Origin of the sequence: Microbacterium sufflavum (assembly GCF_023091155.1) — a bacterium.
In the GTDB taxonomy this organism is placed as follows: Bacteria; Actinomycetota; Actinomycetes; order Actinomycetales; family Microbacteriaceae; genus Microbacterium; species Microbacterium sufflavum.
In genome coordinates this window covers 2101189-2114655 of the sequence record NZ_JAHWXK010000001.1, presented here as the reverse complement: position 1 = coordinate 2114655, position 13467 = coordinate 2101189, and the positions used below count along the sequence as shown (strand labels likewise).

Here is a 13467-nt window from a genome sequence, read left to right as displayed (position 1 = left end):
GGTCTTCTTCTCATTGTCGGTCGGCCCCTCCGACGGCACTTGTCGCGGAGCGCGCCGCAGATGTCTCCGCGCGAAGGATGCGTGCGCGGCGGGCGTGCGGCGGCTCCGCACCGGGGCGCGGCCCCCTCGGCGGCGGCGTGCGCCATCGTCGCGCGGGATCCCACCAGGTCGGTCCTCGCACCTGGGGCACTCCCCCTCGCGTGCGGATCTGCCAGCCGGACGTGTCGAGCGTGCGGTGATGGTGCCAGCACAGCGCGACGCCGTTGTCGGTGTGGGTCGGGCCCCCGCGGGCATGCTCCGTGACGTGGTGGATCGCGCACCAGGCGGCGGGGACGTGGCATCCGGGGATGAGGCACTCACGATCTCGGACACTGATCGCGCGCCGCTGCGCGGTCGTGAAGATCCGCTCGCTCGACCCGAGCCCGACGATCCGCCCGTCCGCCCCGAGGACGACCCGCTGCACCGTGCCGCCGCAGGCCGCGTGCGCGGCGACCCGGGTCGAGACCGGTGTGCCGACGCCCTCGACCTGCGCCCAGCCTCGTCCTCGGGCGAAGTCCTCGGCGGCGACCGTGACCACCAGGGTCGGGGCGCCGCCACCCAACCGCGGCATGTCGTCGTGGCGGGCCGCGATCCCCAGTGCTGCCGCGAGCGCATCGTGCTGCTTCTGTGCGCGGGTCCGCCCATCGACCATCCCTCCGGCATCTCCGGACGGGAGCGCGTCGTCCTCCGGAGAGAGCGGCAGGTCGCCGGCGGAGGCGTCATCGAGATCTGCGGACGGCACGAAGTGGACGCCGGGAACCGGCGGCCCCTCGACCTTCGGGTTCAGGTACGCGTCCCAGATCCGCTGCAGTTGCCCCGCCACCTCGGGCAGCAGCGCGCCCCGGATCGGGATGACGCCGTCCGTGGCGCGTGCGAGCACCACGCCCCGAGCTCGCATCGCGATGTCTTCCGCAGGCTCCGCGCCATCGGGATCGAGATACTGCAGGATCACCTGTGCCCGCACCCGCAGATCCTCGGGAGTCGGCACGGGGCCTGCCTCGTGCCCGTCCGGTGGGGCGTGCGTCGCGCGCGCCCCGCCCGCCCCGTCACAGGTCTCCGCGCCCTCACCGGCCGCCGCGCCCTCACAGGTCTCCGCGCCCTCACCGGCCGCCGCGCCCTCACAGGTCTCCGCGCCGCGCGCGACCCCAGCCAGATACGCGTCGGCCTGCCACCGGTCTTCGAGGCGTACGCGGGCGCCGCCCTGCTCGATCGGCCCGGTCGCGGCCAGCAGCCCCGTCACGCCGATCGCCCCCTCGACGAGGGCGTCGCGCAGCGCCGGCCACCGCGCCGGGAGCCACTCCCCGGAGGAGAGGTCGACCTCGCGGCGCACCAGCCGCGCGGCCTTCAGCGTCCGCGCGGCGGTCGCCGCGTCCACCCGGAGGACGCGTTGCAGGAGCTCGTTCATCGACCGGCAGCCGAACCGCCCGCAGAACGCCGGCTCCCCCGACCCCGCAGGACGCTGATCGACGTTCGCGACCGCTTCCACGACCACGGCCTCCACCCGTCGCTGGATCTCGCCCGCCACCCGCAGCAGCTCCATCATGTTCCCCGCGGCGAGAGCACTCAGGGTGCCGGATTGCAGCACCGCATCGAGGGCGACGACCGTGTCGCCCAGAACCGCTGCCGATGTGCTCTCCATAGGACGATTCCATCGGGGGCCACCGACATTCGGAGCCGGATAACCCCAGGCCAGAGAGATATTCCGGAACACGCGAGCGAGACATCCCGTACCAGCGCGGGCTCGCGGACAGCCCTCGACGGCAGCGCACGACGGGCGCACGATCAACCGCCCGCCCCGTCTCCACGTCGTTCACCCGGGCACCACGTCGCCGTGGCTCGAGCCTCAGGTGCGGTCGTCGTCCTCGAAGATCAGGATCGTGCGGGTCGACCGGATCGAGGGGATCGCCTGGATGTCCTCGAGCACGATGCGGCGGAGGTCGCGGGCGTCGTTCGCCCGCACGAGCAGGAGCACGTCGAAGTCTCCGCCGACCAGGGCGATGTGCTCGATCTCGGGGATCGCCCGCAGCCGGGCCCGGACGTCCTGCCACGTGGCCTGCTCGATCGCGAGGGTCACGTAGGCACTCGCGTGGTGACCCAGCAGCACGGGGTCGGTGCGCACGGTGTAGCCGGTGATGACCCCCGCGTCCGTCAGCCTCTTGATGCGCGCGTGCGCCCCGGCACGGGAGATGTGCACGGCCTCGGCGATCGCGGTCATCGACGCCCGCGCGTCCCGTCGGAGCTCGGCGAGGATCGCGCGATCCGTGTCATCCAGGGCCGTCATGGCACCCCTCTCATCCCGGTCTGAATCCTGACATTGTGAACGCCAGATCCGCAACCATCGAGCAATCGTCCACGATCTGACCGGGGATATTGGATGACTGTCGCGACCGGGGCATGCTGTCCTCATCGAGTTCGGCGAGGGAGGCGGACGATGCTGCACACGGACCTGCTGCCGCGGGACACCGCGGTGAATCTGATCACGGCGGACGGCACGACCGTCCACGACGAGGCCTACGCGCTGCCTGACGCGGACACGCTGCTCACCGCCTACCGGGGTCTCGTCGAGGGCCGCCGCATCAACGAGCAGGCCAACGCGCTCGTGCGACAGGGGCGCCTCGCCGTGTACCCGTCCTCGCACGGGCAGGAGGCGTGCCAGGTCGCGGCGGCCATGGTGCTCGGCGACCGGGACTGGCTGTTCCCGACCTACCGCGACTCGGTCGCCGTGATCGCCCGCGGTGTCGCTCCGGCCGAGGCTCTGGTGCTTCTCAAGGGCGACTGGCACTCGGGGTATGACGTCCGCGCGCACCGGGTCGCACCGCAGGCCACTCCCCTGGCCACGCAGCTGCTGCACGCGGTGGGGTTCGCGCAGGCGGCGAAACACCGCGGGGAGGACTCGGTCGTGCTGGCCCTGTGCGGCGACGGCGCGACGAGCGAGGGCGACTTCCACGAGGCGATGAACTTCGCCGCCGTGTTCCACGTGCCGGTCGTGTTCTTCGTGCAGAACAACGAGTTCGCCATCTCGGTGCCCCTGTCGCGCCAGACGGCCGCTCCCTCGCTCGCCCACAAGGCGATCGGCTACGGCATGCCGGGCCAGCGCGTCGACGGCAACGACGTCGCGGCCGTGCTGGCGGTGCTGACCGAGGCCGTGGATCGCGCGCGGGCGGGCGGCGGGCCGTCGCTCGTCGAGGCGCACACGTATCGCATGCAGGCGCACACGAACGCCGATGACGACACCCGCTACCGCGAGCGCGACGAGGTGCAGGCGTGGATCGCCCGTGACCCGCTGCTGCGACTGCGCGCACACCTGACCGCCGCTGACGCGCTCGACGAGGACACCGAGAAGCGCTTCGCCGCCGGGGCGGAGGAGATCGCCGCCGCGATGCGCGAGGCGCTCAACACCGACGCCGACCTCGACCCGGAAGACCTGTTCCGCTTCGTGACCACGAGCCGCACGCCGCAGCTCGAGGAACAGTGGCAGCTGCTGCACGGCGAACTCGAACGAGACGGGCTCGCCCACGCCGCAGCCGCGACGAACGGAGGACAGCGATGAGCATCGCCGAGCACGACACCCGCCCCGCGGCCCCCGCCGACACGGCCCCCGCCGACACCGCGAGCACCGAAACCGGCGGCACCGCCGCACCGGACGCCGCCCCCGCACCGGCCACGATGACGATGGCGGCCGCCCTCAACCTCGCGCTCGCCGACGCGCTGGCCGCCGATGGCGACGTGGTCGTGTTCGGCGAGGACGTCGGCGCGCTGGGCGGCGTGTTCCGCATCACCGACGGCCTCACGGCCCGCTTCGGCGAGGACCGCTGCTTCGACACCCCGCTCGCAGAGTCCGGCATCATCGGGACGGCGGTCGGCATGGCCATGAACGGCCTGCGCCCCGTGGTCGAGATGCAGTTCGACGCGTTCGCCCTGCCGGCGTTCGAGCAGATCGTCAGCCACGTCGCGAAGCTCGGCAACCGCACGCGCGGCGGCATCCGGATGCCCCTCGTGATCCGCATCCCGTTCGGCGGGGGCATCGGCGGGGTCGAGCACCACTGCGACTCGTCCGAGGCCTACTACGCGCACACCCCGGGGCTCACGGTCGTCAGCCCGTCCACCCCGCAAGACGCGTACTCGCTGCTGCGCGCGGCGATCGCCTCGCCCGACCCCGTCGTGTTCCTGGAGCCGAAGAAGCTCTACTGGTCGAAGGGCGAGGTCGACACAACCGTCACGGCCGAGATCGGCTCCGCGCGCGTCGCCAGGGACGGCACCGATGTCACGCTGCTCGCCTACGGCGCCTCCGTCGCGCTCGCCCTGGAGGCGGCCGAGGTCGCGGCGGCGGAGGGGCGCAGCGTGCAGGTGGTGGACGTGCGGTCGCTGTCCCCCTTCGACGACGAGACCGTGACCGCCGCCGTGCGCTCCACCGGGCGGGCTGTCGTGATCGCCGAGGCGCCGGGCTTCGTGAGCGTCGCCTCGGAGATCCAGGCGCGGGTGTTCGAGCGGTGCTTCGAGTACCTCGCCGCGCCCGTGCGCCGCGTGACCGGCTTCGACACCCCGTACGCGCCGCCGAAGTTCGAGCACTGGTATCTGCCCGACGTCGACCGCGTGCTCGACGCGATCGACACGCTGCACTGGGACGAGGACGCATGAGCACTCCCGTGAAGACCGCCGTCCGCGTGTTCCGCCTGCCCGATCTCGGCGAGGGGCTCACCGAGGCCGGGCTCGTGCAGTGGCTGGTCGCGGTGGGCGACACGATCGTCACCGATCAGGCGATCGCCGAGGTCGAGACCGCGAAGAGCGTCGTGGAGCTGCCGTCGCCGTTCGCTGGTGTGATCACGGCGCTGCACGGCACCCCGGGCGACACGATCGACGTCGGTGCCCCGGTCCTGGAGGTCGCCGACCCCGGACACGTGCCGCACGACGCCGCGGGCACGCCAGACGCCGACGCCGCCGCGACGACCGAGCAGGAGGCGTACCGGCAGGAGGAGCGCGCCGGCTCCGGCAACGTGCTCATCGGCTACGGCACCTCGGCGTCGACCACGAAGGGCCGGCGCCGCCGCCCCGCTGCCCGACCCGCGCACGTCGGCGCGGCCGCTCCCCGCGACGCCTCCGCCGGATCCGCCGGCCCCGCAGCCGCGCCTGCCGAACCGCAGCCCGGTGCTCCCGGCGCTCCCACCCCCGGCACCGGCGCGGCCGCGGGCGGCTCGGGCTCCGTCGATGCTCCCCCCTCCGCGCCGCGCCGCCCCGTGGCCGTCCGTTCACCCCTCGTGCGACGCCTCGCGCGAGACCTGGGGCTCGACGTGCACACCATCACCCCGAGCGGAGCCGACGGCGCCATCACCCGGGCCGACGTCCTGCGCGCCGCCGTGGACCACGCGGTCGACGGCGTCACCGCGCCGCATCACACGGCCTCCGACTCCGCGGCCCTCGGCACGACGGCAGGCGCCACCTCGGCCTCCGGCACCGCAGCCCCGACCTCCACGACCGGCACCGGCGAGCTCGACGGCCTCCCCGTGCGATCCCGCGAGCGCCTGTCGCCGCTGCGGCGCGCCGTGAGCGCGAAGCTCGCGCGCAGCCGCTCCGAGATCCCCGAGGCCACGGTCTGGGTCGACGTGGATGCGACGGAACTGTGGGACCTCCGCGGGCAGATGGCCCCGGAGGGCGAGCGGCCGCCGTCGATCACGGCACTGCTGGCGCGGTTCGTGCTGCTGGCGCTGGAGGACTATCCGGTCCTCGCGTCGCGGCTGAGCGAGGACGGCGGCGAGCTGATCTCGTTCGACGGCGTGAACCTGGGCGTCGCGGCCGACACCGAGCGCGGCCTCCTGGTGCCGGTGGTCCCGCGGGCGCACGCGCTCACGGTGGCCCAGCTCGACACGGCGCTGCGCGAACTGGCCGCGACCGCCCGCTCCGGGTCCATGCCGCCCGAGCGCCTGCGCGGCTCGACCTTCACGCTCAACAACTACGGCGGCCTGGGGGTCGACGGCTCCGCGGCGATCATCAACCATCCGGATGTCGCGATCCTCGGCATCGGTCGCATCATCGAACGCCCGTGGGTCGTGGAGGGAGCGATCGTGCCGCGGCGGATCGCCCAGCTGTCGCTCGTGTTCGATCACCGGGTCTGCGACGGCGGTTATGCGGCCGGGTTCCTGCGCCGGGTGACGGAGCTGATCGAGCATCCGCTGCGTGCGTTCGGGAGGGTCTGAGGCCGCAACCTGCTGCGCACTCTCGTGGCGCGGCGGACGATGCGCTACGCTCGGCGATTACTGACCGATCATTCGGTAAGTAATCGACGGCGTCCCCCGCGCCGCCCGACCCGACGCAGAACAACGGAGTTCGCATGACCTCAGCCACCGCTGCCGCCTCGTCCACCGGAAGGATGCCCGCCGAAGAGCGCCGGGTGCTCGCGGGCACCCTCGTGGGCACCTCGATCGAGTGGTACGACTTCTTCATCTACGCACAGGCCGCCGGCCTCGTGCTCGCGCCGCTCTTCCTCGCCCCGATCGCGGAGTCCAGCCCCGGGCTCGCCCAGGTGCTGTCGTTCGCCACGATCGGCATCTCGTTCCTGTTCCGCCCGCTCGGCGCGATCGTCGCCGGACACCTGGGTGACAAGCTCGGCCGCAAGAAGATGCTCGTCTTCACGCTCGTCATGATGGGCCTGTCCACCTCGCTGATCGGCCTGCTGCCGACGTACGCGGCGATCGGTGTCGCCGCGCCGATCCTCCTCATCCTCCTCCGCATCCTGCAGGGCTTCTCCGCGGGCGGCGAGTGGGGCGGCGCCGCTCTGATGGCCGTCGAGCACGCGCCGACGGGCCGGCGCGGCTTGTTCGGCGCCTTCCCGCAGATCGGCGTGCCGGTCGGCATGATCCTGGCGACGTTCACGCTGTGGGCGCTCACCACCTCGATGTCGCCCGAGGCGTTCCTGGAGTGGGGCTGGCGCATCCCGTTCCTGCTGTCGATCGTGCTGATCGCGGTCGGGTACGTGATCCGCCGCGCGGTCGACGAGAGCCCCGTGTTCGAAGACCTGCGCCGCCGCCGCAAGGAGGCCTCGGCCCCGCTCGGGCAGCTGTTCCGCTCGAACACCAAGCAGGTCGTGCTGACGGCCGTCATCTTCATCGCGAACAACGCCGCCGGCTACCTGCTCATCGCGTTCTTCGCCACCTACGCGGTCACCGCGCTGGGGATGGAGCGTCCGCCCGTGCTCCTGGCGACCACGCTCGCCTCGTTCGGCTGGCTGATCTTCACGCTGTGGGGCGGGCACCTCTCCGACCGCCTCGGGCGCATCCGCACCTTCCAGATCGGGTACGTCGCCCTGGCGGTGTGGGCGATCCCGATGTGGTTCATGATCGACACCGCGAACATCGTCTGGTACTTCGTGGCGCTGTTCGTGATGACGTTCGCCCTCGGGCTGTCGTACGGCCCGCAGGCAGCGCTGTACGCCGAGATGTTCCCGGCGAACGTGCGCTACTCGGGCGTCTCGATCGGCTACGCGCTGGGCGCGATCCTCGGCGGGGCGTTCGCGCCGATGATCGCGGAGTCGCTACTGAACCAGTTCCACGCGGCGTGGACGATCGGCCTCTACATCGCCATCGCCTCGGTCATCTCGCTCATCGGGGTGTCGCTGGTGAAGGAGACAAAGGGCGTGGACCTCTCCGTCTGACGCGCGGGATCCGGGATCGCGGTCGGCCGTGCGCCTGTGCCATAATTACCTTACGATCGGTCAGTAATTCACGGCCGGCCGCTCCCCGGACCACCCGCAGGACGACGATGTCAGGAGATCCGCATGCCAGAGGCCTATCTCGTCGGAGGCGTGCGCACGCCGGTCGGGCGCTACGGCGGCACCCTCGCCACGGTCCGCCCCGACGATCTGGCCGCCCTCGTCGTCGGCGAGGCCGTGCGGCGCGCCGGGCTCGACCCCGCGACGGCGGAGCTCGACGAGGTCATCCTCGGCGCGGCGAACCAGGCCGGTGAGGACAACCGCAACGTCGCCCGGATGGCGGTGCTGCTCGCGGGGCTCCCCGACACCGTGCCCGGCATCACCGTCAACCGGCTCTGCGCCTCGGGCATGTCGGCCGTGACCATGGCCGCCCAGGCGATCCGCGCCGGCGACGCCGACCTCATCGTGGCGGGCGGCGTGGAGTCGATGACCCGCGCGCCCTGGGTGCAGGCGAAGCCCGAGAAGGCCTGGGCCAAGCCCGGAGCCGCGTTCGACACCTCGATCGGCTGGCGCTTCCCCAACCCGCGACTGCTCGCGCGCGACAAGGCCACGTTCACGATGCCGGAGACCGCGGAAGAGGTCGCCCGCGTCGACGGCATCACGCGCGCGGAGGCCGACGCGTTCGCCGTGCGGTCGCAGCAGCGCGCCGCCGCCGCGATCAGCGCCGGCCGCTTCGCCCCCGAGATCGTCGGCGTGCCCGTGCGCGACGGCGAGGTGCTCGTCGACGAGGGCCCCCGCCCCGACACGACCCTCGAGGTCCTGGCCCGGCTGCGCCCGGTGGTCGCGGGCGGCGAGGTCGTGACCGCGGGCAACTCCAGCGCCCTCAACGACGGCGCGTCCGCGGTGCTGGTGGCGAGCGCCGCGGCCGTGGAGCGCTACGGCCTCACGCCCCGCGCGCGCATCGTGGTGGGCACCTCGGCCGGACTCGCCCCCGAGGTCATGGGGCTCGGGCCGGTGCCCGCGACCGAGAAGGCGCTGCACCGTTCGGGGCTGTCGCTGGACGACCTGGGGTCGATCGAGCTGAACGAGGCCTTCGCATCGCAGTCGCTCGCGTGCATCCGCCGCCTCGGGCTCGACGAAGATCGAGTGAACGCCGACGGCGGAGCCATCGCGCTGGGCCACCCCCTCGGCTCCTCGGGCTCGCGGCTGCTGGTCACGCTGATGGGCCGGATGGAGCGTGAGGGCTCGCAGTACGGCCTGGCGACGATGTGCGTCGGCGTCGGGCAGGGGGCGGCCACGATCCTGGAGGCCGTGCGATGACCGCGGCCCCGACCGCCGAGACCCCGCCCGCGACGCCGCTGCTGGTCGAGCACCGCGGGGACCGGGTGATCGCGACCCTGAATCGTCCGCACAAGCGCAACGCGATCGACCAGGCCACGATCGACGCGCTGCACGCCCTGTGCGCGGAGCTGGAGGAGACGCCGAAGACGCTGATCCTCACCGGGGCCGAGGGCGTATTCGCCGCGGGTGCCGACATCGCCCAGCTGCGGGAGCGCCGCGCCGCCGACGCGCTGCGCGGCATCAACGCCCACGCGTTCGTGCGCCTCGCGGAGCTGCCGATGCCCGTGATCGCCGCGATCGACGGCTACGCCCTGGGCGGTGGGGCCGAGCTCGCCTACGCCGCGGACATCCGCCTCGCCACGCCCGCGCTCCGCATCGGCAACCCCGAGACCGGGCTCGGGATCATCGCCGCGGCCGGGGCATCGTGGCGGCTGAAGGAGATCGTGGGTGAGGCCAGGGCCGCCGAACTGCTGCTCACCGGTCGCACGGTGCTCGCTGACGAGGCGCTGCGCCTCGGGATCGTCTCCGCTCTGCACGAGCCGGACGAGCTGCTCGACGCCGCCCACGCCGTGGCCGACCGCATCGCCCGCAACGACCCCGCGGCCACGATGGCGACCAAGCGCGTGCTGCGCGCCCCGCGCGACCGGCACCCCGCCGTCGACCTGGAGGAGCAGTCCGTGCTCTTCGAGAGCCCGGAGAAGTTCCGCCGCATGACCGCCTTCCTGGAGCGGAGAGACCGATGACGACCACCTCACCTTCCCCCTCCGCGGCCGCCGCGACGGCCCCGCCCACCGCCCCGGCGCGCGTCGGCGTGCTCGGCGGCGGGCGCATGGGCGCCGGCATCGCGCACGCCTTCCTGCTCGCGGGTTCCCGCGTGACCGTGGTGGAACGCGATGACGCGGCGGCGGAGACGGCGTCCGCGCGCGTGCTCGGCTCCGTCGACGCCTCGATCGCCCGCGGCTCCGCCACCGACACGGTCGCGTCGTATCGGGCACGCTTCGCGACCGGCACCGACGCGGCCCTCTTCGCCGACTGCGACCTCGTCGTCGAGGCCGTGCCGGAGGACCTGAGCCTGAAGATCGAGGCGCTCACCCGCGTGGAGGCGCAGCTCTCCCCCGCCGCCGCCTTGGCCTCCAACACATCCTCCATCGCGATCGACGAGCTCGCCGCCGTGCTCGACCGCCCGGCGCGCTTCCTCGGCCTGCACTTCTTCAACCCGGTGCCCGCCTCGACCCTGGTGGAGATCGTGCGCGGCGCGGCGACCGACGCGGCCCTGACCGACGCGGCCCGCGGCTGGGTGCACGCCCTCGGCAAGACGCCGATCGTGGTCGCCGACGCGCCGGGCTTCGCCTCCTCACGACTGGGCGTCGCGCTCGGCCTGGAGGCGATCCGGATGCTGGAGGACGGCGTCGCCTCGGCGGCCGACATCGACGCCGCCATGACCCTCGGCTACAAGCATCCGGTGGGCCCGCTCCGGCTCACCGACCTCGTGGGGCTCGACGTGCGGCTCGGCATCGCCGAGTACCTGGCCGCGCACCTGGGCCCGCGCTTCGAACCCCCCGCTCTGCTGCGCCGTCTCGTCGCCGAGGGCCACCTCGGCCGCAAGAGCGGACGCGGCTTCTACGACTGGGACGACTGATGAAGGGAACCCCCATGACCGAGATCCTCCCCAGCTACGTGCAGGGTGCGTGGTGGACCCCGTCCGCCGACACCGAGGCCACCGAGGTGCGCGACGCCTCCACGGGCGAGGTGGTCACGCGCGTCTCCACGACCGGGCTCGACCTGGGCGCCACCCTGGACCACGCGCGCACGGTCGGGCAGGCGTCTCTCGGCGCGCTCACCTTCCACCAGCGGGCCGTGCTGCTGAAGAAGCTCGCGCTCGCCCTCACGGCGCGCAAGGAGGAGCTGTACGCGCTGTCGAGCCGCACGGGCGCCACGGCGCAGGACTCCTGGGTCGACATCGACGGCGGCATCGGCGTGCTCTTCGCCTACTCCAGCAAGGGCCGCCGTGAGCTGCCCAACGCGAAGGTCTACGTCGACGGCGCCGTCGAGAACCTCTCGCGCGACGGCTCGTTCCTCGGCCGCCACATCTACACGCGCCTGCCCGGGGTGGCCGTGCAGATCAACGCCTTCAACTTCCCGGTGTGGGGGTCGCTGGAGAAGTTCGCGCCCGCCTTCCTCGCCGGGGTGCCCACGGTCGTGAAGCCCGCGACGCCCACCGGCTACCTCACCGAGGCGATGGTGCGCGTGATGGTCGAGTCCGGGCTGCTGCCCGACGGCTCGCTGCAGCTGGTGTCGGGCAGTGTGCCTGACCTGTTCGACCATCTGCGCCTGGGCGACCTCGTGGCGTTCACCGGCTCGGCCTCGACCGCGGAGCGCCTGCGCGCGCACGACGCGGTGCAGACCGGCGGTGTGCGCTTCACGAGCGAGACCGACTCGATCAACGCGTCGATCCTCGGCACCGACGCCGTGAGCGGCACCCCCGAGTTCGACGCCTACGTGAAGCAGCTCGTGACCGAGATGACCTCGAAGGCCGGGCAGAAGTGCACCGCGATCCGCCGCGCCATCGTGCCTGAGGACGCGGTTGACGACGTGATCGCCGCCGTGCGCGCGCGCCTGGAGCAGCGGATCGTCGTGGGCGACCCGCGGGCCGAGGGCGTCACGATGGGCCCGCTCGCCTCCCTCGCACAGCGCGACGAGGTGCGCCGCCAGGTGCGACGGCTGCAGGAGGGGGGCGGCGAGCTCGTGATCGGCTCGACCGACGACCCCGCGGTGCGTCACGCCGACGGCAGCGAGGCGACCGCCCCCGACGGCGCCTTCGTCGCCCCGATGCTGCTGCGCTTCGCCGACGCGACCAGCCCCGCCGTGAACGAGATCGAGGCGTTCGGCCCGGTGTCGAGCATCGTCGGGTACCGGTCGCTGGCCGAGGCGTCGGAACTCGTGGCCCGCGGCGGCGGCTCCCTCGTCACCAGTGTCGCGACCCACGACCCCGAGGTCGCGACGACCCTGGCGGCCGGCATCGCCGCCTACAACGGCCGGGTGCTGTTCCTCGACCGCGACGACGCGCGCAGCTCGACCGGTCACGGCTCCCCCCTGCCCAACCTCGTGCACGGCGGGCCGGGCAGGGCGGGCGGCGGCGAGGAGCTGGGCGGCATCCGCGCGGTGCTGCACCACATGCAGCGGACGGCCGTGCAGGGCTCCCCCGAGATGATGACCGCGCTCACCGGCGTGTGGCATCAGGGCGCGACGGCCCGCCCCTTTGAGGCGAACGACGGCGTGCATCCGTTCCGCAAGTCGCTGTCCGAGCTGCGGATCGGCGATCAGGTCGCAAGCCCCTCGCGCACCGTGACCCTCGACGACATCGAGACGTTCGCGGCGTTCACGGGCGACACCTTCTACGCGCACATGGACGAGGCCTCCGCGGCCGCGAACCCGTTCTTCCCCGGACGGGTCGCGCACGGCTACCTGCTGGTGTCGTGGGCCGCTGGGCTGTTCGTCGACCCGGCGCCGGGACCCGTGCTGGCCAACTCCGGCCTGGAGAACCTGCGCTTCGTGACGCCCGTGTCACCCGGCGACGAGATCCGGGTCGAGCTCACCGCCAAGCAGATCACCCCGCGCGAGACCGACGAGTACGGCGAGGTGCGGTGGGATGCGGTGCTGAAGAACCAGGACGACGAGATCGTCGCGACCTACGACGTGCTCACACTCGTCGCCAAGGAGCTCGCCGCCGTGTGAAAGCGCGGGGCGCCGGGCGGGCGGGGTGTCCGGCGCCTCAGCGGCGGCGCAGGCCGTCGAGGGCGATGGCGACCACGTCGTCGGCGAGCCGGTCCGCGCCCTCACGCCCGCCGGGGCGGTACCACTCGACGATCGAGTTGATCATGCCGAACGTGAGGCGGGCCACGACGGCCGCGTCGATGTCGGAGCGCAGCGACCCCTCCGCCTGCGCCTCTCCGACGAGCGCGGTGATGCGCCGGTCGAACGCGCGACGGCGAGTGAGCGCACGCCGCTCCACGTCGGTGTTCCCGCGGACCCGCAGCAGCAGGGTCACGGCGGGCAGCTGCGACACGAGCACGTGCACGGCGCCGCGCAGCACGTGCTCCAGGCGCGCGACGGCGTCGGGCGCCTGGCCGCCGTCCGTGAGCGGCAGCGGGTCGTCGACAACGGCCTCCAGGCCGCTCAGGGCAGCGTCGAGCGCCCGGTCGAGGATGTCGTCCTTCGAGGCGAAGTGGTGGTAGATCGCCGACTTCGACAGGCCAAGGCGCTCGGCCAGCTTGCCGATCGAGGTCGCGTCGTAGCCGTGCTCGTTGAACGCGGCGACCGCGACGTCGAGGATCCCCTGCTGGTCGTACCCGGGGCGGCCGCGCCGCGTGGTCTGCATCTCGGACATCCCCCACAGTCTCCCATCGCGGCGCCCCCGCGCCGTGCAGGCCGCGCGATCTCGGCGC

General features: G+C 72.9%; 11 protein-coding genes. 8 read left to right on the top strand and 3 right to left on the bottom strand.

Going from position 1 to position 13467, the window contains the following annotated elements:
• Positions 1-10: 10 nt before the first annotated feature.
• Together KZC56_RS10275 and KZC56_RS10270 are read right to left on the bottom strand one after the other, a co-directional pair.
• Entirely contained in the window at positions 11-1678 is a 1668-nt protein-coding gene (locus tag KZC56_RS10275) for an HNH endonuclease signature motif containing protein (protein WP_247638501.1), read from the bottom strand.
• 204 nt (positions 1679-1882) lie between these two features.
• Complete coding sequence (locus tag KZC56_RS10270; RefSeq protein ID WP_205812604.1) at positions 1883-2320, bottom strand: Lrp/AsnC family transcriptional regulator; 438 nt, start codon at positions 2318-2320, stop codon at positions 1883-1885.
• A 150-nt stretch (positions 2321-2470) separates the two neighbouring features.
• Between KZC56_RS10270 and pdhA the strand changes: the two genes are divergently transcribed.
• From pdhA to paaZ, 8 genes are all read left to right on the top strand, one after another.
• A complete protein-coding gene (pdhA, locus tag KZC56_RS10265; protein ID WP_247638500.1) occupies positions 2471-3589 on the top strand; it encodes a pyruvate dehydrogenase (acetyl-transferring) E1 component subunit alpha in 1119 nt (372 codons plus the stop codon).
• A complete protein-coding gene (locus tag KZC56_RS10260) occupies positions 3586-4677 on the top strand; it encodes an alpha-ketoacid dehydrogenase subunit beta (RefSeq protein WP_372490582.1) in 1092 nt (363 codons plus the stop codon). Before pdhA ends, KZC56_RS10260 begins: the two co-directional genes overlap by 4 nt.
• Entirely contained in the window at positions 4674-6230 is a 1557-nt protein-coding gene (locus tag KZC56_RS10255) for a dihydrolipoamide acetyltransferase family protein (RefSeq protein ID WP_247638499.1), read from the top strand. The genes KZC56_RS10260 and KZC56_RS10255 overlap by 4 nt, the downstream gene beginning before the upstream one ends.
• 134 nt (positions 6231-6364) lie before the next feature.
• Positions 6365-7684: an MFS transporter gene (locus tag KZC56_RS10250; RefSeq protein WP_247638498.1), complete on the top strand. Its 1320-nt coding sequence runs from the start codon at positions 6365-6367 to the stop codon at positions 7682-7684.
• A 123-nt stretch (positions 7685-7807) separates the two neighbouring features.
• Complete coding sequence (locus KZC56_RS10245; protein WP_136045811.1) at positions 7808-9001, top strand: thiolase family protein; 1194 nt, start codon at positions 7808-7810, stop codon at positions 8999-9001.
• Entirely contained in the window at positions 8998-9765 is a 768-nt protein-coding gene (locus KZC56_RS10240) for an enoyl-CoA hydratase/isomerase family protein (protein ID WP_206251596.1), read from the top strand. The genes KZC56_RS10245 and KZC56_RS10240 overlap by 4 nt, the downstream gene beginning before the upstream one ends.
• Positions 9762-10661: a 3-hydroxyacyl-CoA dehydrogenase family protein gene (locus KZC56_RS10235; RefSeq protein ID WP_247638497.1), complete on the top strand. Its 900-nt coding sequence runs from the start codon at positions 9762-9764 to the stop codon at positions 10659-10661. The genes KZC56_RS10240 and KZC56_RS10235 overlap by 4 nt, the downstream gene beginning before the upstream one ends.
• A 14-nt stretch (positions 10662-10675) precedes the next feature.
• Positions 10676-12757 carry a phenylacetic acid degradation bifunctional protein PaaZ gene (gene paaZ, locus KZC56_RS10230; protein ID WP_247638496.1) on the top strand — a complete coding sequence of 694 codons (2082 nt, stop codon included), beginning with the start codon at positions 10676-10678 and terminating at the stop codon, positions 12755-12757.
• 37 nt (positions 12758-12794) lie between these two features.
• On the opposite strand, the gene KZC56_RS10225 is transcribed toward paaZ, so the two are convergent.
• Complete coding sequence (locus KZC56_RS10225; protein ID WP_136032119.1) at positions 12795-13409, bottom strand: TetR/AcrR family transcriptional regulator; 615 nt, start codon at positions 13407-13409, stop codon at positions 12795-12797.
• Between the last annotated feature and the right edge of the window lie 58 nt (positions 13410-13467).

What these genes read in the sequence shown, in the direction of transcription:
- KZC56_RS10275 (WP_247638501.1), bottom strand. Translation starts at nt 1,678, where the DNA reads ATGGAGAGCACATCGGCAGCGGTTCTGGGCGACACGGTCGTCGCCCTC.
- KZC56_RS10270 (WP_205812604.1), bottom strand. Translation starts at nt 2,320, where the DNA reads ATGACGGCCCTGGATGACACGGATCGCGCGATCCTCGCCGAGCTCCGA.
- pdhA (WP_247638500.1), top strand. Translation starts at nt 2,471, where the DNA reads ATGCTGCACACGGACCTGCTGCCGCGGGACACCGCGGTGAATCTGATC.
- KZC56_RS10260 (WP_372490582.1), top strand. Translation starts at nt 3,586, where the DNA reads ATGAGCATCGCCGAGCACGACACCCGCCCCGCGGCCCCCGCCGACACG.
- KZC56_RS10255 (WP_247638499.1), top strand. Translation starts at nt 4,674, where the DNA reads ATGAGCACTCCCGTGAAGACCGCCGTCCGCGTGTTCCGCCTGCCCGAT.
- KZC56_RS10250 (WP_247638498.1), top strand. Translation starts at nt 6,365, where the DNA reads ATGACCTCAGCCACCGCTGCCGCCTCGTCCACCGGAAGGATGCCCGCC.
- KZC56_RS10245 (WP_136045811.1), top strand. Translation starts at nt 7,808, where the DNA reads ATGCCAGAGGCCTATCTCGTCGGAGGCGTGCGCACGCCGGTCGGGCGC.
- KZC56_RS10240 (WP_206251596.1), top strand. Translation starts at nt 8,998, where the DNA reads ATGACCGCGGCCCCGACCGCCGAGACCCCGCCCGCGACGCCGCTGCTG.
- KZC56_RS10235 (WP_247638497.1), top strand. Translation starts at nt 9,762, where the DNA reads ATGACGACCACCTCACCTTCCCCCTCCGCGGCCGCCGCGACGGCCCCG.
- paaZ (WP_247638496.1), top strand. Translation starts at nt 10,676, where the DNA reads ATGACCGAGATCCTCCCCAGCTACGTGCAGGGTGCGTGGTGGACCCCG.
- KZC56_RS10225 (WP_136032119.1), bottom strand. Translation starts at nt 13,409, where the DNA reads ATGTCCGAGATGCAGACCACGCGGCGCGGCCGCCCCGGGTACGACCAG.